The sequence below is a fragment of the Paenibacillus mangrovi genome (assembly GCF_022898935.1).
GTDB classification, from domain to species: Bacteria; Bacillota; Bacilli; order Paenibacillales; family Paenibacillaceae; genus Paenibacillus_AQ; species Paenibacillus_AQ mangrovi.
This window is the reverse complement of record NZ_JALIRP010000013.1, coordinates 34,192-56,407: the sequence shown is the minus strand read 5'-3', so window position 1 is coordinate 56,407 and position 22,216 is coordinate 34,192. Positions and strand designations below refer to the sequence as shown.

The 22,216-nt window shown below is 46.1% G+C and carries 16 protein-coding genes and 1 pseudogene; 2 read left to right on the top strand and 15 right to left on the bottom strand.

Annotated elements, in window-relative coordinates; genetic code table 11:
- Positions 1-66: 66 nt before the first annotated feature.
- From MUG84_RS23405 to MUG84_RS23375, 7 genes are all read right to left on the bottom strand, one after another.
- Entirely contained in the window at positions 67-1,524 is a 1,458-nt protein-coding gene (locus MUG84_RS23405) for an alpha/beta hydrolase family protein (protein WP_244729591.1), read from the bottom strand.
- A 388-nt stretch (positions 1,525-1,912) separates the two neighbouring features.
- Positions 1,913-2,311, bottom strand: a complete 399-nt coding sequence (locus tag MUG84_RS23400) for a DUF6223 family protein (RefSeq protein ID WP_244729589.1) — start codon at positions 2,309-2,311, stop codon at positions 1,913-1,915.
- 368 nt (positions 2,312-2,679) lie between these two features.
- A complete protein-coding gene (locus tag MUG84_RS23395; RefSeq protein ID WP_244729587.1) occupies positions 2,680-3,078 on the bottom strand; it encodes a DUF6223 family protein in 399 nt (132 codons plus the stop codon).
- Between the two features lie 168 nt (positions 3,079-3,246).
- Positions 3,247-4,212 carry a macrolide family glycosyltransferase gene (locus tag MUG84_RS23390; RefSeq protein WP_244729585.1) on the bottom strand — a complete coding sequence of 322 codons (966 nt, stop codon included), beginning with the start codon at positions 4,210-4,212 and terminating at the stop codon, positions 3,247-3,249.
- Between the two features lie 42 nt (positions 4,213-4,254).
- On the bottom strand, positions 4,255-4,656 hold the full coding sequence (locus MUG84_RS23385; RefSeq protein ID WP_244729583.1) for a DUF6223 family protein: 402 nt from the start codon (positions 4,654-4,656) through the stop codon (positions 4,255-4,257).
- A gap of 100 nt (positions 4,657-4,756) precedes the next feature.
- The gene (locus MUG84_RS23380) at positions 4,757-5,986 is read right to left on the bottom strand and encodes a cytochrome P450 family protein (RefSeq protein ID WP_244729580.1); all 1,230 of its coding nucleotides are present in this window, start codon (positions 5,984-5,986) and stop codon (positions 4,757-4,759) included.
- A gap of 357 nt (positions 5,987-6,343) precedes the next feature.
- The gene (locus MUG84_RS23375; protein ID WP_244729578.1) at positions 6,344-6,622 is read right to left on the bottom strand and encodes a DUF6223 family protein; all 279 of its coding nucleotides are present in this window, start codon (positions 6,620-6,622) and stop codon (positions 6,344-6,346) included.
- Positions 6,623-6,710: 88 nt separating this feature from the next.
- On the opposite strand from MUG84_RS23375, the gene MUG84_RS27710 reads away from it, so the two are divergent.
- On the top strand, positions 6,711-7,139 hold the full coding sequence (locus tag MUG84_RS27710) for a response regulator (RefSeq protein ID WP_425313271.1): 429 nt from the start codon (positions 6,711-6,713) through the stop codon (positions 7,137-7,139).
- Here MUG84_RS27710 and MUG84_RS27705 read toward each other — a convergent pair.
- The 3 genes and pseudogenes from MUG84_RS27705 to MUG84_RS23350 form a co-directional block, all read right to left on the bottom strand.
- Positions 7,133-7,665 (bottom strand): annotated as a pseudogene (locus MUG84_RS27705) (IS110 family transposase); the annotation flags it as partial. The gene MUG84_RS27710 and the pseudogene MUG84_RS27705 sit on opposite strands and share 7 nt — an antisense overlap.
- 924 nt (positions 7,666-8,589) lie before the next feature.
- A complete protein-coding gene (locus MUG84_RS23355; protein ID WP_244729574.1) occupies positions 8,590-9,396 on the bottom strand; it encodes a sugar phosphate isomerase/epimerase family protein in 807 nt (268 codons plus the stop codon).
- 33 nt (positions 9,397-9,429) lie between these two features.
- Positions 9,430-10,266 (bottom strand): phytanoyl-CoA dioxygenase family protein, encoded by an 837-nt coding sequence (locus tag MUG84_RS23350; RefSeq protein ID WP_244729571.1) that lies wholly within the window; start codon positions 10,264-10,266, stop codon positions 9,430-9,432.
- A gap of 128 nt (positions 10,267-10,394) precedes the next feature.
- Between MUG84_RS23350 and MUG84_RS23345 the strand changes: the two genes are divergently transcribed.
- Positions 10,395-11,330, top strand: a complete 936-nt coding sequence (locus MUG84_RS23345; RefSeq protein ID WP_244729569.1) for a helix-turn-helix transcriptional regulator — start codon at positions 10,395-10,397, stop codon at positions 11,328-11,330.
- Positions 11,331-11,549: 219 nt separating this feature from the next.
- On the opposite strand, the gene MUG84_RS23340 is transcribed toward MUG84_RS23345, so the two are convergent.
- From MUG84_RS23340 to MUG84_RS23320, 5 genes are all read right to left on the bottom strand, one after another.
- On the bottom strand, positions 11,550-16,400 hold the full coding sequence (locus tag MUG84_RS23340; RefSeq protein ID WP_244729567.1) for an S-layer homology domain-containing protein: 4,851 nt from the start codon (positions 16,398-16,400) through the stop codon (positions 11,550-11,552).
- A 77-nt stretch (positions 16,401-16,477) separates the two neighbouring features.
- Positions 16,478-17,749 (bottom strand): ABC transporter substrate-binding protein, encoded by a 1,272-nt coding sequence (locus MUG84_RS23335; RefSeq protein ID WP_244729564.1) that lies wholly within the window; start codon positions 17,747-17,749, stop codon positions 16,478-16,480.
- 111 nt (positions 17,750-17,860) lie between these two features.
- On the bottom strand, positions 17,861-19,456 hold the full coding sequence (locus MUG84_RS23330) for a response regulator (protein WP_244729554.1): 1,596 nt from the start codon (positions 19,454-19,456) through the stop codon (positions 17,861-17,863).
- Complete coding sequence (locus MUG84_RS23325; protein ID WP_244729552.1) at positions 19,453-21,255, bottom strand: sensor histidine kinase; 1,803 nt, start codon at positions 21,253-21,255, stop codon at positions 19,453-19,455. Before MUG84_RS23325 ends, MUG84_RS23330 begins: the two co-directional genes overlap by 4 nt.
- Positions 21,256-21,401: 146 nt before the next feature.
- Positions 21,402-22,214: a carbohydrate ABC transporter permease gene (locus tag MUG84_RS23320; protein ID WP_244729550.1), complete on the bottom strand. Its 813-nt coding sequence runs from the start codon at positions 22,212-22,214 to the stop codon at positions 21,402-21,404.
- Positions 22,215-22,216 lie beyond the last annotated feature (2 nt).

Genomic DNA, 22,216 nt, shown 5'->3' with positions numbered 1-22,216 from the left:
TCTTTCAAATAACCCTCCTCCTATGAAGGGCTGTAACCTCAAGTGGATTTCCTAGTACTATCTAAGTCACCGCTTTTCAAAGTGCACTTCAGGATATTGTTTTGATGGTCCATCAAGCAGTTTTGCTGGCTGACTCTTTAGGTACTTATCAAAAAACGCCAATGTGTAAGAATCAATGATATTGTTTGCCCGATCTCCATCAATTGGTCCGGTTAGGCCTGCCCACGACATCAGTGGTGAGAAAAATGGCGCATCGGAAAAGTTTACGTGAAAAGTACCAGGTATCAAAACTAAGTAACCGTCTTTCGGCAGTTTCTTGTAAACCGACCTCATAGTTATTTGAGTCTTATCTATATCCTCTTTCGACCACCCTTCCATCTTCATCCACTTAGCTTCACGACTAATAAACATGGTTGGTTGCTTTAAACCAGAACGAACCACATTGGCAGGCATATGAACATCCATTGCTATGAAGGCACGAAAACGAGGGTCTAAGTAACTGGCTTCGGCACCTACAAGACCACCCATTGAAGGTCCAAACATACCAACGTTCTTAAGATCTAATCGTCCAGTCAGGATTCTTCTCGGATCAGATTGGTTTAAGGCTGTGAGTTGATCAAGTGCAAAAATAACGTCCTTAGCGAGATAGGGTATAACAATGTTGTCAAAGAATTTGCGATCAGCTGGTATACCACTCTGAGGCCCGGGAAGAAGGCGAGAGTCGAGGGATATCAAACGACCATCAGGAAATACTACTCCGCTAGAGGTGTAAGGATGGTCGATGGAAGCCACAATGTAGCCATGTGACGCCAACTCCTCAAACATATGGGTGCTTTCTTGACGAAAACCTCCACGCCCAGCTGAAAAAATTAGCACTGGATATTTAGACTCATCTGTCGACACAGTTGCAGAAGGAATAGCATGAGTTTGAACGTATTTAAATTGATCAAAGATAAATCCCGGAAAACCTGACAAGTGGGCAAGTGATGCTAGGGAGTCCGTCTCCTGAATGTAGGGAGCGTACGGCGATGATAGATTTCCTTTGGCTGGATACCAAATCTGTACCATGATTTCACGACGATCATTGGGATTATCTGTGAAAATCTCCGGGCGAGTTTTATCTACCCAATGATAGGTCAATGTACCGATTTGGTTAGGTCCTGACGGTTGTGGTAAGTGGAATACAGGAAAAAGAATCGGTAGAGCGGAAGAAACTATCAGTCCCAGTGCTCCTAGACCAGTAGCAAAACCGGAAACAAGTCGCCTGATCTTACTTGTTCCGCCAAGTTTAGGCTTTCGCACAATATTTTTAGCTAGCCAGGCCACGAAGAGTATCCCACTCATGATATAAGCTGGGATCATCCCCCAGCGCGAACCCTCCACCAGTACCTGAACACCGGTTATTGGCAACGGTACGAAAGCCAAATATTGTACCCACTTTATTGACCGTTGCAATGGGATTACCAAGGAAAAAAAAGCCAGTAGATTGGCAAACAGTAGTATTATTTCAATAAGTCTCATCATATACACCCTTTCTTTGAATGCCTTGAAGAGAGCCAAGAGAGAACAACCCGAGCACATCAAAAAAGAACAAGCGCACGCCGTTCGTGACGGAGAGCAGCATATTCAGCCGCGTATGGTCAAGGAAATAAGCTTTAAAGATTTCGACTTGCTCTGCGGGCGTGGCACGCAAATAGTCAGCATCGATTTGTTCCCTTTGAAATCAGAGCAAAGGAGACGATTACGATGAATGCGAACGTTCGCGTACCTGTATTGATTGTCGGAGGAGGGCTCCTTTCGTTTTTTCCGAATATCTTATGTCGAGCAAAATTCTTATGACTGGACACCCAGAGTGGTTATATCGCTAGCGTAGCTGACACCAGCAATCGAGAGAACCGTTCCCATTGTTAGGTCAGCTTTTGCGACGGGAGCGGACTAGAGTCAGACAAGCGAGAACCACGCCAATTAGCCCCAACACTATGGCTACGATGGACCCAGCTTGCCCGTAGCCAGTGCCGAAAAAACCAGTGGCGTCGAAAAGATGCCGCCCGCCGACATAGATGCTGAACACAGCTATCACGATGGCTACGATGGCCCAGTTTCGTCCGTTGCCGTTACCGAAAAGACCGATGGAACGGGCCAGAGCCAGCCCACTGATGACTACGCTGATCAACCCTATTACCACGACCACGATGGCCTTGAGTTGTTCGATGGTCATTTCATCACTACCGCCAACCATTTCAGCAGAAGCAATCGTTGGTATCAGTAGAATTGTACAAAGTATTACGAATGAAACTAGTTTCATTTTCATATGCTCATTCCTCCTCTTTATTGTTTTTACAAACTGAATCTATATCAGCTTTCACTTTACATAACAAATGTCGAGAACTTATGCAGATTTTCCTCTGTTTACGTGGATTTCTTTAAAGTGATGGGAGAGTAGTGAAAAAACGATGTTGAAATCTGTTATTCATTCAATACGTTGTGTGGGCCTTCTAAGAAATAAATTTAAAACGGCTGGTTAAATATGCTCAGTGGCACTTCGTTGATCGCGCGAAATATGAGTGGTATGTAAAGCGTTTTTTATTTTTTATCAAAAAAGGTTATCTGGGTTTTGATTAACCAGATAACCTTCTACCTAAGGATAAATTCAGATCAAGGTATTCAAACCCATTTAGGTCAGCCAGCACGGCGGGAGCGGATCAGAGTGATACCGGCAAAAACTATGCTAATGATCCCCGTCACGATGGCGATGACAGCCGCAGCTCTTCCGTCGCCAGTGCCGAAATCACCAGGGAACATGGTCATATGAATTAAAGCATAGACAATGACGACCAGCGCCACCACTACGGATATGATGGCCCCGTTTCGCCCACCATTGCCAATACGACGGATGGAGCGGGATAGAGACAGCCCAGCAAAGATTGCGTTCATCAGCCCCACAAACGCGTCTACCGTGGACCAGATTCGCCCGGTCGTGATTACATATCCGACTTTATTTTCAGCAAAGGCAATCGTTGGTACAAGTAGAAGCGCGCAGAGTAAGAGTATTCCGAATGAAACTAGTTTCATTTTCATATGCTCATTCCTCCTCTTTATTGTTTTTACAAGCTGAATCTATATCAGCTTTCACTTTACACAACAAATGTCGAGAACTTATGCAGATCTTCCTCTATTTTGCATGGATTTCTTTCAGAGAAAACAAAAACCTTATCCATGCTCTTGGATGGGGCTTGATGGATACATTTATTTTACTCTTGCATCTATCGCCTTCAAAGCTTTTTCTACTCCTCCTGCCTCCTTAAAGCTTTTGCTTACCTTTTTAGCATTTTCGCGATAAGCTGGGTTGGACAATACTGTTTGCACTGCTTCTTGTAGCTTTTCTACACTCACTTCGTGCGGATCAATTCGATAGCCAGCATGAAGTTCCTCCAATCGGTTTGCGACCAAAGGTTGATCTGAGGTTTGTGGGATGACAATAAGAGGCACTTCATAATAGAGAGCTTCGCTCGTACTATTCATTCCTCCATGCGTAATAAAAAGGTCTGTATGCTGTAAAACTTCAAGCTGCGGCACATAATTACGTACAATAAAATTTTCCGGGAATGAACCTAATTTGGATATATCGGTTGTTTTGCCCACAGATAACACAACTTTCCCCTCAAAATCTCGAAATGCTTCTATGCAAGTTCGAAAGAAATCTTCCAATCCTAGTAAGGTAGCACCCATTGAAATATAAAGTACTTTCTGATCATGTATTTTTTCTAAAGGAAAATCATTTGCTTGCACTCGTTTGGTGATAGAGGGACCGATAAATACATATGAATCATCCAAATATTCCACACCTGGTTGAAATGCTCTGCTTGTGTAAACGATATTCACATCAGAGTGATTCATGATAAACTGTAACGGTTGCTTTACTTTTACACCGAATTTATCTTCCAATTGTTTAGTTAAATCTGCATTTTTTTGCTCTACTTCTGGTGAAGGATTTAACGACATTCCAGCTTTATCGCTCTTCAATATTTTAAATACTTGTTCTTCAGGTACTGCGAAACCAGAGGATGATGAGATGGACTTGCATCGTCCGTTTTGGGTCGCTGTTCGATGGACGGTGCACCATAGTGAGACTTGGCGCTTTAGCGCCATAGCGAAACTCGTACATTTTTGTGTGAAAAACTCGTAAGTTTCGCCACGTTCACCACCGAACATTGCCTCGTCACTCTATTCATTCGCCATGGCTTGTATTTCGGTTCAGCTAGTGCGATATCGGGAGGCGAACCAAGCCATTCCAGAGAGGACGATCGTGATGATCGACAGTATGACGACAAAGGCGGCACCACCTCGCCCGTTACCGGAACCAATATCGCCGGTAGTGTAAACAAAATGCGGCCCAGCGATAAAAAAGGCAATCAATGCCAACGCGATGGCCACGAGGGTCGCAATTCGCCAATTACCTTTGCCAGAACGATCAGAGGCACGGGCCAAAGACAACCAAGCGATGCCCACACTGCCCAACCCCATCACCACGGTCACGAGGATCTTGATTCGTGCGGGAGTAAAACCGTAGACTTGTTCAGCTGAGGCAGCTGAGGCAATCGTCGGCACAAGTAAAAATGTACAAAGGATTACAAATGAAACGAGTTTTATTTTCATGCCTACCCTTCCTTTCACGATCAGTTTACAATTGTTCGTAGATTGGATAATGATTTGGCTGTCTGAATCATTTTGCTTATAGCAGAACCTACTCCAAACATTAAAACACAACTGGTAATTCAATTAATCCACGCATCACAAAAGTTGGACGCCATTTCAACGCTTCAGCATCTGTATTCAGACGAAGATTGGGCATTCTGCGCAATAAAGTGAGAAGGGCAATCTGACCTTCCAGTCGTGCTAGTGGAGCACCCAGACAGTAGTGAATTCCCATACCGAAGGCAAGATGACAGTTATTCTTTCTAGTAATATCAAATAGATCCGGATTTTTAAACTGTGTCTCATCACGGTTAGCGGAAGCTAAAGCCACTACAATCATATCTCCTTTACGTATCATCTTCTCATGTAACAGAACATCTTCACCTGCCCATCGACTAGTCGCTAACTCTACAGGTCCGTAGAAACGTAATATTTCTTCAATCGCAGATGAGATAAGTTCAGGATTACTTTTGAGCTTTTCAAATTGTTCTGGATGCTGCAACAAAGCTAATACACCATTTCCAATCAAATTAACCGTCGTTTCATATCCAGCAATAATGAGCAAAAAAATCATCGAATACAATTCATTTTCTGTAAGTTTTTCTCCCTCAGTCTCAGCTTGAATCAAAGCACTAACAAGGTCTTCAGTTGGATCTTTTCGCCGCTCTTCAATCAGATGACCAATGTATTTAATTAAAGACTGAATCTTTGGGAGTGCCTCCTGCATTTTCTCGGGGATGTCAATAGTAATAGCCTCAATTATAACGTTAGACCATTCTCGGAACTGATCACGGTCTTTTGTAGGAATCCCCAACATTTCAAAAATCACAATGATAGGTAAAGGGAAAGCAAACTCATCAATTACATTCATTTTCCCTTTGTCTTGAATCTCATCTAGTAACGTGTCAGTGATCTCTTGAATTCGACCACGCAATTCCTTGATCATTTTTGGCGTGAAAGCTTTTTGAACTAAGTTACGCAAGCGGGTATGATCTGGGGGATCAGAGAGCCCCATATTGTTAATGAGTAAATCCCTTTCCTGCATGAGAATCAATTTGTTCATTTGTTCTTGGCTCAACAGTGTATGTGGATTCTTAATAAACCGATTGTCTTTTAATGCTGCCTGTGCATCTTCGTATTGTGTAATGAGCCAAGCAATTTGACCGTTAGGAAGCATGAAACGATAAACGGGCTCATTTTCCCTGAGTCTTGTGTAAAAAGAATAGGCTTTACCTTTAAATTCAGCAGAAAACAAATCGAGTAGAGGTGCTTTATGATTCGAGATTGACATAGTTCGATCTCCCTTTCATGTTTATTCTGTACACACACGCATTAACAAACACATCCTGAACTACACCTTCCGCGTCTTCTGGAGAGCCTGTCAACTGATAAGCCAGTGTAATATTGATTGTACAATTTTTCCATTCGCTGTCTCTCCTTTTCCGGGCTATCAGAAATATAGCCATCTTGGTCTCTTTGTTTCTGTAGAAGCTTACTGCCTGCAGCCCATGCAATTTTCCTTAATTTCCAAGCAAGCTTTCCCGTTATTATCATATTGAGTTCCCATTTGCGTCCCCACACTAATCCTTTCACGATCAGTTTACAAACTAACTGCACGTTCTTAAGAGAAACAGAAAAAATAGTCGAATTATTTGTCACGAAGAGAGCGGAACCAAGCCATTCCAGCGAGCACCAAGCCGATCAGCCCAATCACGATCGCTATGATCGCTTCAGCACGCCCGTTGCCAGCACCAAAACCAGCAGGCGTAACGGCTAGATGAAACATGGAGAGAAGCACACAAAACAGACCCAATACGATGGACAGAACAGGCCATTGACCAGTGGCAAAACGATTGGTTGGACGGGCAAGAGCAATCCCAGCAACAACCGCGCTGCTTAGCCCAATCACCCCAGCCCCGAAAGTCAAGAGCCGCCCAGGGGTGATACTCCCATAACCAACACCAGTCCCTTCAGCAAAGGCGATCGTTGGCACAAGTAGAAGTGTACAAAGGATTATGAATGAAATGAGTTTTATTTTCACGATGATTTCTCTCCTTTCACATCCAGTTTACACAACAAATGTCGAGAACTTATGCAGATCTTCCTCTCTTTGTGTGGATTTCTTTAAGGACCTACTAAATCACGGTATAATTTCGGTAAGCGATATAACTCTCGTCAATCGAAGCAGACTAAAAGGGAAAGATGTGATGGGAATGGAACCGAAATTGTTGCTTGTGGAGGACGAACCGGGCATGCTGGAGGAGATGCAGACCTATTTGCAACGTGAAGGGTTCCGTGTATTGACCGCCTGTGCCGGCAAGGAAGCACTCATGATTGCCCGGTTTGAACATCCTGATCTCGTCGTGCTTGATTGGATGCTCCCGGAGGTATTATTCATTCAGTTCCTCCAGCAAGTCGATATACGGAGCACTGCGCAAATATGATACAAGGTTTCATCCGGCACATGAACAAGCTCATGCGGTAGTAAATAGAGGCTCATCATTTGGATGGCAGACTTGCATTCCCAATCTTTAAATACCGTCAGAAACTCTGGAAAATACCGATCCAGCCAGTTATGGACACGTGCTTGGATCACACAAAAGTCAGTCGAGGTGATCGCGAATTTTCATCGCTTCTCTCAGTTCTGTATAAATCCCCTGAGGAAGGCTCGGTACGGCGTATCTCCCGTCTTTGACCAATTGTGCAATGACCCTTGCATCCTTGATGTCATTTTTCGTTGAAATTGTCATCTAATTCTTTGCTTTTCTTCACGTGCAGCGGATTTACAACACCGTACGCTATTTATTTTTCACGTAGGAAATGAGCTAGGTTCAGCCAGTAGTGGCCGGTTGGTTCCATGCCTACCATGACATCTTGGAAACCGTGTTCCATTGAGATCTTTCGGAACCAGCCTACAAATAATTCGAATCCTTCTTGATTATTTTCAAAAGAAATGGGCTTCCCGAACTCTCAAACCTCGTATTTCTTCATAATAGGAATGCTGCCCGGTATAGGTGGGCAAAGGCTACCGGTCGATCCCGCAGCAGCCTAGCTTTGTTGTTTATTGAGCTCTTGTCTTCGTTAGCGCAACCGATGCTTCTGATGGAATTTCGTCTAATTCTCGTAACTTTTTAGTGGCATACCAACAAATTCTTTAAATGACTTGATTTGATCGCCCTCAAATTCGAAAACTACCGTAAGTTCATTGCGATAAGCTTGTTTATTCAATGTCCCCTCAGCCTGAAAAACTACGACTACAAAATGGACATCATAAAGTTTGTTTCACCACGAACGATTTCCAGGGACTTAATCGATCTGGGAGAACTAGGGATACCCCTTTATTCCATTCAAGGGCGTGGTGGCGGCTACAGGCTTCTAAATGAATGTCTGCTTCCACCAATAGCGTTTACTGAAAGCGAGGCTATTGCGATTTTTTTCGCCGCCCAGTCTCTGCGATACTTTGGTGCGCTTCCGTTCGGTGATCAAGCTGAATCCGCACTAGATAAGTTCTATCATTATTTGCCGTCTGATGTGAGAGAACAAATTAACCGATTACGGGATAAAGTAGCCATTTGGTCCCCCAACCGGAGTATGTCAGTCTCATGCCTCACCGTTTTATGTAGCCGTCGTAGACGGACCGCAGACGATCAGCCACGGCAACAAATGAAAAGGTGCCGGGCTTCACAATGGGTACTCTCATTACCGGCATTCCTCCCTTATAATTTCTGCTTTTCTACATTATGAAGAAATAAACTCCTCTAGACTATTCGTCCCACGGACCCCTTGAAAAGCAAAAATGCACCCCATAGAATTCATTGGATTACCCTTGGGGCTTCCAATATTCATTCTAAAGGATGCATTTGCTGCTAATGGTTAGGAAGGAATGGGTTCCGGTCAAGCGTTGAACCAGCTCTTGAATCTATCAGCCATGTAATCGGTCATCCATTGATTGACCTCCCACAAATCCGCGACAGGCTTGTTCGTGAAAGGCAGCGTCGGCAAATAGCCTGGAGGCCCGAACTCCGCAGTAAATGTGGCCGAGGTGTTCCCGTTCTCCGCTTGCTTGGCGAATATGCGATACCACCAGTCCGTAAACAACTCGAGCTCGCACTTATACTCCGGAGCAGCCGGATGAGGGACTTGCGGTCCATTCGGGAACCCTACCCGGCCATGAACATGAATCGTCCGATCGACGGCCAAAGTAATTTCCTCCGAATGATTTTCCAGATGTGATTCGCATACGTTAACCCAGTGGCTAAAGTCTGCCGTAATTCGCAAATCCGGATATTTTCTTAATAATCTCGCAGTCGTCCATGGCGTAAACATCGCCCGTCCCCGATGCGTCTCATGCGCGATGCGAATGCCGGACTTGTGCTGGGTCGCCAGCGCTCCCTCGAAGAATCGGTCTTGCTCCGTTTCGGGCATACTGTCTTTTGCGCTATGAGCCACAATAAGCAGCGGCTCAAAGCTTGCAGCCCGTTCAACCTGGCTTTTAAACGAAGCTAAATGATCGTCATGCGTATAAACCTGGATAATATAGTCCAGCTTATGGCGTTTAAGAGCTTCTCTAAACGAGGATTCATCTGATTGGGATGGCATCGGCCCTTCTATTCCGTCGTAGCCGGCCGCAGCTGCCCGAGCGAACTGATCCTGGATGGTACCCTCCATTCCCCATAACGCCTTTATCTTCTTCAGTTCCATATTCACGCCACCTTATTTCTGCAAAATTGATTTTTACCGTTTGTACAAAATGGGGAAATATTCGTTTGCAAAAGACTGTCCATTGATGGGACGCGGTCCAAGATGACGAATGTTGTCATGCCTCTGAATGCCGGCGCGATAACCGGTTCCGCCTTTCATCACATGCGCTACGACGGAAAGCCGGGGCTCATTCGTCCGGTTCGGTCCCGAACCGTGGAACGTAAGGCCGTGATGGAAGCTGGCTTGGCCGGCCTTCAATATACATGGCTCTTCTACCCAGTCGCGGCCGTCCGAGTATTTCGTCTTTAGCTCTTCCATGTTCTGATTAAAAAAGCTGGCGCTGTCGGGAATTAATCCCCATTTATGCGACCCCAGAATCGTCATCATCCCGCCGTTCGTCAAGTCCGTATCCTGCAACGCGATCCAGACGGTAATCATATCGGAAGTGTCACAGCATTGCCAATAACCGTAGTCCTGGTGCCAGCCCACATTGCCGGCCTTCGTCACCTTGTCTCCGATGCCAGGCTTATAGATGACTTGATCATGCCACAGCCTGATTTCATCCGTCTCCAGCAAATCTGCTGACAATTCTCCAATAAGCGGATCCGTCACGACTTTTTTCACTTCGTCATTAATCCACCAGCCGTTATCCAATTTACGAAGAGCTTCGGGATTGCTGCTCACTGTCACAGGATGCATCGAGAGTCCGTCCCCGTCGAAATCGCTGGACCAAATGCGCTCATGCGCCTCGCGCAAGCGCGCGATCTGCTCGTCGTCTAGCAGCTTAGGACTGATCCAATACCCGTCCCTGTTAAAGGTTTCCTTATCCTTTTGAGTAATTTTGTACTGGCGTTCGGCTTTCAATGTCATATCTACTCCTCCTTTGATGTGTTCGACATAAGAATAAGGTATAGAAGAGTGGCTTGACGTTCACCCGAGTACAAAGTAGCATTAGAAACATTAAGCACGATTTGAAACAAGGAAGGCTGATCTTTCTCATGAAAAAGCATTCGGATGATGACGCCCTGAACCCGAACGCAACCCGGCAATCCTCCCCGAGCAGCCGGTCACGATGGACTTATGACATCCACCACGATCCCCCCATCCGTCATGTGCCGGAGCTTATCATGCTCGGATACGATGAATTGCGCAGCGCGTCACCTCTACACGAGCATGAACATCCGGGGTGCTATGAATTCGTTCTCATTGAACGAGGTCAGGCAAGCTGGGAGCTTGAAGGCGTTCTCTATCGATCGCAGGCAGGCGATCTGTTCCATTCGCGCCCCGGCGAAAAGCATCGAGGCGGCTTCAATGCCATAGAGCCTTGTAAATTTTGGTGGCTGATTGTTGCTGCCCCCCAAAGCCAAGGATGGCTTCGGCTTTCATCGGAAGAGTGCATGATTATGCAGCACATGATAGAACAATTGCCGCGTGCTATTCCGGTCGGGCTGTCTCCGGTCGAATCATTCAAAAAGCTAAGAAAAGCATTGCTGAATCAAACACCGGAACAAAGCATTGCCGTACGCAATTCGCTAACGGATATTCTGCTTGCTTTTCTCCAGCCCGGAATTGGCAATCGAACGATCGCCATTGATTTACTGCGCCAATATGACATTCTAATCGCGAAAATGAGCAATGAGCCGGAGTGGCGGCCGTCCATCGATGAACTTGCCTCGTTCGCCGGCGTCAGCTCCTCCCACTTCTACCGTACGTTTCAGGAGTATACCGGAGAGGCTCCGATCACTTTCTCGGAACGTCTCCGTGTGATGGAAGCCTGCCGGCAGCTTGCGGAGACCGCCGATTCCGTAACGGATATTTCTCATAGGCTTGGATATCAATCGAGCCAGCATTTCGCTACCGTGTTCAAGCGGTTCGTAGGCGCTACCCCGTCCCAGTGGCGTAATGATAAAAAAAACCTTACGGCTGAACAGTGAAATCCGCTTCACATGTTGATGAATCAGAGGGAAGAACTGCTGTTTCCAAAAGCAAGCAAGTGCCCAAAACAAATAGTTAAAACAACCTACTTGAATTAAAAACCAAACCGCTCTTCAACAACAAAAGCCGCTTGCTCCGAATAATAATGGAGCAAGCGGCCTGGTACAGCTGCCTAAAACTCTAGCATAGCATTTCAATTTAATCGCCGTAAGGCCATTCTATTTGGAAGCCGAGTATTGCGACATCCGAAAAAGCAAGGTAACAGCTTCTGCTCTGGTCACGACATCGTTTGGAGCAAAATTGTTATCCCCTTTGCCTTCAATCAGACCTGCCTGATATGCAGCTGCCGCATAGCTTTTTGCCCATGCAGGGATCTGATCTGCATCTGCAAACGGCAAGGAAGCTTTGGCATCCATCTGTAAATCAAGTGCACGGCAAATTACTGCCACGAACTCAGCCCGGGTCATTTTCCCTTCAGGACGGAATGTACCGTCGTCGTACCCTTTTACAAATCCCGATTTGATTACACTAGATACGTAAGGCTTTGCCCATGCCGGGATCTTTGCCTCATCTTTGAATGACAACACTGTATTTTCCGGCTGAAGGCCTAGTGCCCGGCCAAGCATAACGATGAGCTCACTGCGAGTCACCATGGCATTCGGACGGAATGTGCCGTCTTCATAGCCATTGACAATCTTTCGTTCTACGGCAGTCAAAATAGCTTCACGAGCCCAGTGATTGGAAATGTCGGTCAACACCGACCCTTTCGAGTTTCCGTTGTTTCCATTATTGCCGTTATTGCCGTTATTGCCGTTGTTACCATTGTTTCCGTTGTTGCCGTTGCCGTTGCCATTTCCATTTCCATTGCCATTTCCAGGGTTTCCTTGATCCGCTGCCTTGACTACCGTTACCAAGAAGCTCTTCTGTACCTGAACGCCGTCTTTGGACAATGTAGCTGTCAGCGTCACTTGCGTGGTACTTGATGGACGAGTCACTTTGCCCGTATTTGAAATAATTTTCGGATCGCTGGAGGACCAGGTAATTACGCTTCCATGCTCTCCTTGCTTCGGCAAAGTCACATCTTTGGTGACAGATGTACTGGAATCACCTGCGGCAAATTCAATTTGCAGTGCTTCTTCATCGAAGTCAACAGGCACTGACAGATCCTTTAGCTTAATTGTGACCGATTTCGTGTTTAGCGGAACAGTGACGATGCCCTTGGCATTATCAATTACGCCATTGGAAGCCCCTAGAATGTTATCAACCATACTAGGCAATTGAATGCTAAAGGTTGCATTACTTGTGTCTGCCTTGGCTTGGGTAAGGTCGGTTGTAAAGGTGAATTCAAGCTTGTTGTTATTTCTAACTACATCGTATCCAACTCTACCGCCTTGGAATGCCGGATAGTTATGAACTTTAGCCACTACATTGTTGTTCTTAGCAGCATCAGTAACCCACTCTTTCGGAATACCGCGGCCTACGATAATTTCGTACTTCTTGTTCTGCTCGTAAATACGCTCTGCGATCAATGAGTCAACCAAAACCTTGGAGTTAACAGCTTGCCCCCACATGTGCTGAGCTGATCCGCCGCCTCCTGGAGTATTTTGAACGCCAAGCTTCTCATTGGTTGCTGTCCAAGGGCTCGGATCTGTGGTAGGATAAGCAACACCTTCCCACCAGCTGAACGGTCCGCTCATAGAGTTTTCAAGCATGAACTCATAGGCTTTAATGCCCATGTCTCTGTATTGTTCGCCGCGAAGCGCAGAGCTTCCGTAACCGGCATTGTATGAACTGGAATAGAATCCGTGAGGGTAACCGCCAAAGTTATACGGAGAATCGGTTACTTTCGCTGCGGTACGTCTTTCAATTCCGTAGGTATAGGTGTCGTCCAGCATCTTCAGGTTAATATTGTCCTCAGGCTGGATCGCACCATATAGGTATCCATCCCACAGCCAGGTTCCGCTGAGCATAGAAGCCCAGTTCGCATCCCTAGGATCCTTCATCCGGTTCACATCATTGGTCTGTATTACTGAAGCCGGGATATAGTTCAGGCTATTGTCCGTAATTGTTTTTTGCAGTCTGGCTGAGAACGCCGCCAGCAGGTCCTCATATTGCGCCTTGGCCCACTCGGCCTCATTCAAATAACTTGGGTCCCCTTCAGCTTTATACAGCTCGCGTGTAATATATTCGTACGAAGCAAGACCTGTCAGCGCAGCATAGTTGTCAACCGTCCAATAGCCCGGGTCGTCGATCGCATACGTTTCCTTCATAATCTTGCCATCGCCCTTGCGATCTTTTTCGATACTTCTTGCACTGTATTTGACCCTCTTATCGAACACGGTACCTTTCGTTCCATCATCTGCAGTCATGAGGTCCTTGAAGATGGACGTGTCGCCCGTCTTGCTTAGATATACTGCATATGCCCACGGAAGCTTCCAGTTGGCATCCCAGTACAGGTTACCATCTACTTCACCGGTCTCGATATTGATTCCTCCGGTTAATGGAACGCTCTTCAAATAATCCTTGGCATGAGCAAAGTCTCCGCTTTGAATTAGTCCAACGAGAATTCCGATCGTATCATGGGAGTACAACCTCGCATACCCGTTCTCCCCGACATGCAGGTAGTTGCCATCCTTGATAATCATCGTATAGATGTATCCTGCTTTATAAGCATTCACCAACTCTTTATTCGGCAGATCGATATGAACCACTGCCGACAGCCGGTTGTCCCAATACGATTTCATTGAGGCGTAATTCTGGTCAAAATCGCCCTGGCCAGCTACTTGCTCTATCGTTAATGAAGTGAAAGAGGTTTTGCCCTCATCAAAGTATTCATACTTATCTGCTTCAATAGCATAGTCTCTGACGATCGTCTCGCCAGGTTTAATCGTGTACACCTGATTCGCCTCCATACTCAGTGGAATCAGGTTTTTGGACACAACCGGCAGCAAGCGTGTCTCATTCGAATGGTTCGTAACGGTCATTCTGGAATAATCGATGACATAATCTTTGCCTTCTACGGTATGTTTATTGGCGAACGATTCGATTTTGTAATCCATATTATCTTTGGAATACTCGTGGATAAATGCCGGCAGATAACCTTCTGCGTTATACCATCTAATGCCGGTTGTGTCCGTGACACCGAAGGTCACCATCTGCTTCGGAGCTGAAGGCCCATGCTGTTCCGGACGGGCTCCGCCAATTTGGTACGACCCGTCAAGGAATGCGAGCGAGGCATTCTTATCGCCTTCGAAGCCAAAGGCTGCTGTCATTCTGGGATTGGATTCATACTGATATTTGCCATCCGGCTTCAATCCGTCCAAGGCATTCATGACTTTGGAATAGACTTTAATCCGCTCTTGATCTGGCGTATTTCCTCCCAGATTCTTCGCTTCCTGAACGGCTTGTTTCAAGGCAGCCGTCGATTCGCTAGTATACCCCTTCAAGTCCACACTGCTGATCGCATCAATGATGCCCGCAACCTCATTTAACCCTGAGCCCTGCTGCAGGTTATTAAATGCCGCAAACAGCTTGTCGTAGGCCGAGCCAATATCCTGCTGTTTGGCATCTACATTACTCAAGCACTCTTTCGCCTCATTCAAGGCGCTCTCCAATTGAGACCAGGTTGGTACGGTGAACAGCTTTCGATTATATTGCCCGATGTCATTCACCAGTGTTTGAAGAAAACTTCGATCCACATTGCTCTTCTGGATAATCCGCATCAATCCTGTTCCAAGTTGAGCTTCTGATACAAAATTACCGGATACTGATTTGCCATAAAACTCACTCTTCGATTCCGAGTTTTTGTTCATGACATACCAGCGGTATTCCCCTGAGCCAAGCTTTTCCTGAGATAATACGATAGCGTAACGCTTGCCTTGTTCAAGGCTGTAAGACAATGGAGCAGTTATAATTTCGCTGCTAACAACCTGATCCTCTTTCACCGTAGTCCCTGCCAATGCCGATCCTGTCGGCAATCCTTGAGCATCTGTAGCATATAGCTTCACAACAAGATCGCTAACCGGCTCTCTTTCTCTAATTACCTTCACTTGAACATATTCCATTTCAAAGCTTTCTTTAGGAGTAAAGGTTTGATATCTGTCCTGCTGATCCCCTACAGAACCAAACGTATATCCACCGGATACATTCCCCATAAAGTCTATCTTAATATGGGTGTCTTTCTTCTCCAGAGCTTGTTGCGCTGCTTGCATTTCATTGAGTGCGCTGTCTACCTCCTGCTGCGATGCAAGCGGCTCATCGAGAACATTCTTGGCCTCGTCCCTAGCGGCTCCGAAAGGCTGCCAGGTTGCATCCGTGTACAGTCCCTGGGTCAAATCCTTGACTCTGTTGTATTCATTCTGTAACTCAAGCTTATCGGCAATGTTCTTACTGCTTACAGCCAGGCCTGAAAATGACATGTTACCATACTGGGATAAAGCCTTCGTTTGCCTTGCCTCCACTTTCATCTTCACACCTGCAGGGATTTTGAATTGATATTTGTATACCTCGGAAGCACCGCCTGCTTGAAGTGTTCGTGAATCCTTAAGCTGATCATCTAAATAGATTCTGATTTCCGTCTCAGCCTGCCACATGCCAACACCGAATAGGATGGTTGACTCCTGTGGCTGCGGAGCTACGGTAACATTCCAGCCTACATTGTCATAATCACCTGCATCCCGGCTCGACTTTGGAAAAAACACGGCAAAGCCGGTGTCATTTGCAGAGGTTTCATGTCCCCCCATACCGTCCGTCCAGGAATAAGATATGTAATTCGTATCCCCGCCCTTATTCAATTTCCCCTCGGTTCCAGTAGTGCCATTTCCATATACATCGAATGTAACCGAGCTCGATCCTGCCTTTGTGATTTGAGTGATTCCTCCATCCCCTTTCAGATGAAGCCAATCCACGTCCCCCACTTGGGTCAGATTCAGCGGAAATTCTCCAAATACCTGGCCCTCCCCTACCTGAAGATCGGCTGCTGCTTGAGCAGAGTATACCGGTCCGATGGTTGAGATCAGCAAGCACATAAGCAAGATCTTGGAGACGACTGTGTTAAGCGATTTTTTCATTCTTCCCTAGTCCTCCCTTGCAAATTTTATTTAAAAAAAGGTTGGACCTTGATGATCCAAAGTCCAACCCTTTTAAATTACTTTTCTCCGTACTTGCTCTGAAGGTCATTCAACAGCTTTTCAACTGTCAATCCGTCTTTTTTGAAGATGATTTCTTCTACACCTTTCAAAAGATCGGCGTGGAACGCTTTGGTTTGCTCAGGATAAGCAAAAGGCATACCCACTTTTTCCATGTTATCAAATACTGGTTTCAGCTCAGGGTTCTTCTCCAGGTATTTAGGAAGCAATGAAGAAACCGCTGGGGAATAACCAACCTCTTCAATAGCATTCAATTGTGCTTCGTCGCGGAGCGCATACTTGATGACTTGCATCGCTTCCTCTTTATGCTTACTGCCTTCCAGAATGGACAAACCGTGCGAGTAAGCGCTTTGTGCTTCTACCGTGCCTTTAGGCATTGGCAGAGCGATCATTTGCATATTCGGATTCGCTTCTTTCAAATGACCAACATACCAAGGACCAGCTGTAGACATTGCACCTTTTTCCTGGCTGAATACTTCACCATCCCAAGGAGCACCTACCTCGATCGGAGCGATAGCCACGCCATGTTTCAGGAACAGGTCAACAAAGAATTGTACACCTGCAATGTTTTCTTTGGAATTGATGGTTTTGCCATAGCCCCAGTCTCCGCCGAAAGCGTGTACATATTGCGTAATGTGAAACGGATCGATGCTCCCGATAATCCCTTTGACGTCCTTCGTTGTCATGGCTTTGGCCAGTTCAACAACCTCATCCATCGTTTCCGGGGTCTTCGTAATTCCCGATTTCTCGAACATCGCTTTGTTGATCGCGAGCATCGAAGTCGACGAATCATAAGGAATGCCGTACAGCTTGTTGTCATCCGTCCAGCCTTTATACAGCGATGAGGTGATCCGGTCTTTCTCGAATCCGACCTTGGTGATCAGCTCATCCAGCGGAGCCAGAACGCCTTTTTTGATATATTCGTAGTTTCCTTCATCCGACATAGCAATGATATCCGGACCTACTCCTGCAGCAATCGCCGATGGAATCGCTTTCCAGAATTCATCGCTTGTTGGGTACATTTGCATTTTAACTTTAATGTTTGGATATTCTTTTTCCAGACCATTGACCATGTATTCAAAGTTCTTTTGTTCCGAAGCGTTGGCCCAATAAGCCATCGTCACCTCGACCGTTTCTTTCTTTTCCCCGCTTGCCTCTCCGGCGCCGCCTGAAGCACTATCCGTGCCGCCATCAGTAGATTTGGATCCACATCCTGCTGCGGTCAGCATCAGCATTAGGGAGCACAATAACAGGAATGCTTTCTTTCTCATCTGTCACTACCCCTTTATTTTAAGTGAATTCACCTTGAGTGGTGTTACTTTCATCTTAGCTAGCCCGCATGACGAGGCAAACAGAGGATATTTACATATCTCCGTGATTTTTTACTTTCCCATGCAAGTTTTTCGGTATTCATTCGGCGGAAGGCCGTACATCTTTTTAAAGCTGATATAATAGTTGTCCGTGCTGTTAAAACCGACCTTTTCTGCAATCTCATACGTCTTCAGCTTTCCATCCTTCAGCAGCTCCAAAGACTTTTTCACCCTGTAACGATTAATATAGGGAATCAGCATGGAACCGGTTTGTTCCTTAAAAATTCTGCTGAGATAGCTGTTGTTCAATCCGACGTAGCCGGCCAGTTCATCAAGCGTCAAATCATGATCATAATGCTGATGTATGTAGTCGAGTACCCGCTTGATCTTGTAATTGGAAGATGTGGCATCCTCCGCTTGGCTTTCCGATATATGCTCCAGCTCCTCAATGAGCAGCTGATGCAGCCGCTGAGCCCGCTCTGCGGACATGAGCTCCTGTACGCCGGATGTCTTTCCGCCCGTATTCTCTTCCATCAGGTGGGATTGAATCAAATAATGCAAATTGACGCACAGGTCCAATATGTCATGACGTCCCGCCGGGCGCCGCTCTTTGATCGCTATGAATAACTCATGGATCATGGTCATCGCTTCCGCAATTTTCTTTTCCGTGATCGCCTTTCGAATCCGCTGCTCATGTGGGACCAGCATTTCCATGACTCTTCCATCCCGGATGCAAGCCGGCTCATAGACCACGACATTGCTGCGGTCCTCAAAGAACAGCATTTCTGCCGCCTCCTGCGCTTCATGATAAGCCTTGGGGATATCCAGGAGACGGGAATGCAATCCGCTGATGCTGAAGCTGACATGAATATTCAAAAATTGCTTCAACGTTTTTTCAATCTTGCGGACCAATCTCCAGCGTTCCTCCAGGATTTCATTCATACTTCTCAAGCCGGAAAAAGATTGGAGAAACACAAGCTCCTTCGGACTCATCTGAAACAATTCCAGCTCATCATATCGGCTTAGTACCTCATGCAAAATATTCAGGATTGAGAATCCGAGCAAATGCTCCATTCCCTTTTTATACCGCTCCATCACCTTGTCATAGTGATCGATATGCATTACAAAACAGCATACGTTCGGCTGCCTCAGCTTCAGCTGGTACAGCTCTGTCTTTTGGTCGATCTCCCATTTATGACGAATGACACCGATAGCCAAATCACGTAAAAAGAGTGTTTTCAGATCGTTGCGATTCTTCTCCTGCTGCACCGGAAGCTGTTCCGCCTCTGTATGATGGCTGAGCTGCATCTGAACCCGGTTCAATGCTTCAATCACTGCATCTCGAGTCAAATTAGGCTTATGAATATAGTCGCAAGCTCCCAGTCTGAGCGCTTCTCTGGCATAGTCAAACTCGTTGTGGCTGCTGAGAATAATCACTTTGCAGGAAGCATTCCTCTGCTGCAGCTGCCGAAGCACGTCAAGTCCGCCCAGAACCGGCATCCGAATGTCGAGAAATACGACATGAGGTCGAAGTTCTTCGATCTTTTCCAGCGCTTCTTCCCCATTGGCAGCTTCACCCACGAGATAGTAACCTTCTTGCTTCCAGTCCAAAAATGTCTTGAAGTTCACTCTAATAAAAGTCTCATCATCCACAATCATGATTCTCATACCACTTCCTCCTTTCTTGGCGGACTAGACGCTGGACTCTGCTCCATCGCAGGAATCCGAATACACACCGAAGTTCCTTCGCCTTCCGTGCTGCTGTCCATAACCACCCCGTACTTTTCTCCATAATGAAGCTTCAGTCTCCGTGAAACGTTGCCAATGCCTATCGAATTCATGGTTTCCTTGTCAGACCATTCCTGCTGAAGCAGCTCCTGAAGCTGCTCTTGCCGGATTCCGATGCCGTTGTCACAGATGATGAATTGAATATCGCCGCTATCCGTTTTTCCCACGCGTATGTGCAATTCATAAGGACGATCATGGCCGACAAAAGCGTGAAAAACTGCATTTTCCACAAAAGGCTGGACCATAAATTTCAGCGTTTTATAATGCAGAACATCCGGCGCGACATCAATCTCACAGTCAAACACGTTGTAATAACGAAGCTGCAGCAACTCGACATAGTTGCGGATAAACTCCATTTCCTTTTCTATGGAAACAAACTCCTGCGTACTTCGAGTAGAGAAAGACAAAACCTTGATCATATCATCGATCGCTTCCGTAATGTTGTCGGCCATTTGCGCCTGGGCCATCCATTTAATAACCGACAGTGTGTTATAGATAAAATGGGGATTGATTTGATTCTGCAGAGCGTTCAACTCGGCGCTCCGTTTCTTCTTCTCCTCGAGCTTGATTTGCTCGATCAGTTCTTTAATTTCCACCGTCATCCGGTTAAAGGAACGGGATAAGTGACCGACTTCATCCAGACTGTCCTGGTGGGCCATCACATTGAAATCTCCCTTCTCCACCCTGCGCATTAACCGGTTGAGTCTTCGAATCGGATTCGAGATGCTGCCGGATACCAGAAACGCGATGACGAATCCAATGGCTACGAGCAGAACAAACAGCAGCGCCGTAAAATCGCGGAGCTTATTGATCTCGGCAAACAGCTGATTACGGTGAATGACACTATAAAAAAGCCACCCGGATACTTTGGAATCATGGCGAACGACATAATAATCCTTGCTGCTTGGCTGAATTTGTGAAAGAGGCTGACTGATATTTTTCCCGATCATGCCCGGCGTCGTGCTGAATATCACCGTCCCTTTCTCATCCACAATGAACTGATTGACATCCCGCTTGGCATCCAGTCCGCTGAACAATTTCTCCAGCTGCTCCACGCGGAAATTCACAACCAGCACACCCAGCTTCTGATACGTATCCGCATCCACCAATACCCGACCTACGGACAGAACCTTCCTAGGATTGGCATACATCTGCTTTTCCTCGCGCAGGCCAAGGAGCACCGGCTTTTCCGCATTGTTAATAATCTGCTGGTACCACGGTTCATGGACTGGAGTGTACTTATAATTGAAGGTCGTGTCATATCCCCTGCGGTAAATGAGCGAGCTGTTCTCCGGATAAATCAGGATCGAATCGATGTTTGGATTGAATGTCATTAAATTTTTGAAGACGGTGTCGCTGATATAGCGGAAATCCATGCTTTTTTCAAACGTCTCATAGGCGGATTTGGAATAATCCTTCGCTAAAATTTGCATCAGCTTCTCGTCATAAAAAGGCTGCTCCGATGATTTGATCATGCCGCTCACGAAAGCATCCGCAGTCGAAATCATTTGAAGGTTCGTCTCCTCGAACGACTTTACAATACGGGTCTCAAAGATGGACATGGCATAGGTATAAAAAGAAATACTGATGACCAAAAGTGGCACAATAATCAGCAGGGCATAGGTCAGAAACATTTTTTGCCGGATGCTGCGATCCCGGAAGCGTTTCCATTTCGGCATACTCCATCCTCCGTTTTGTTTGTGGAAATAAGTCGGATTTAACGAAACCATTATCACCGAATTGACTGATTTCATCAATGAATAAGTTGCGCTGTATATTCGATCAATGTTCTTCCTCCTGTCTGTCATCATCTATTAAAAATCAATTATCCTTTCAAACCTGTTGTGGCGATCCCTTGCTCCATTTGACGCTGGAAAATCAGGAATACGATAATGATCGGTACGGTGAGCAGGACAACGCCAGTCATGGTTACGTTCGGCCATTCAAAATAACGGTTTTTCAGCGTGTTCAGACCGACCGTCAGCACATACCACCGGCTGTCATTCACAAGTGTCACCGGCCATACGAAGGAGTTCCAGGTTCCGGTAAAGCTGAAAATAATCTGAGTGCCAATCGCTCCCTTAGACAAGGGCAGCATGATCCGGAAGAAAATACTGATCTTGTTCAACCCGTCGACCTCTGCCGCTTCTTCCAGCTCTTTTGGAATCGTCAGGAAAAACTGCCGCATCAGAAAGACGAGGAATCCCTGGAACAGGAACGGAATAATCAAGCCGTAATAGCTGTTCATCCAATGCAAATCCACGATCATCGAGAAAATCGGAATAATCATGACCTGGTAAGGCACCATCATCATCCCGATCACCAGGAAAAACACTACTCCTCTACCCCTGTAATTCAGCCGGGCCAAAGAATAAGCAGCCATCGTGTTCACAATCAGGTTCCCGATCAAGATACCTAACGTTACGATAATGGAATTCTTGTACCAGATCAGCAGATCCGAATTAAAAAAAACGTCCTTGTAGTTTTCAAGTGTCCACTGGGTCGGCATGACCAATTTGCCAATATCGGCTTTGGACAGGAGCGACGTGTAGATCGCATAGCCGAACGGTACGATGAAAAATATCGAAAAAACGAACATCAGTAAGTAACGGAAGAACTGACTCTTTCTACTATCCATGA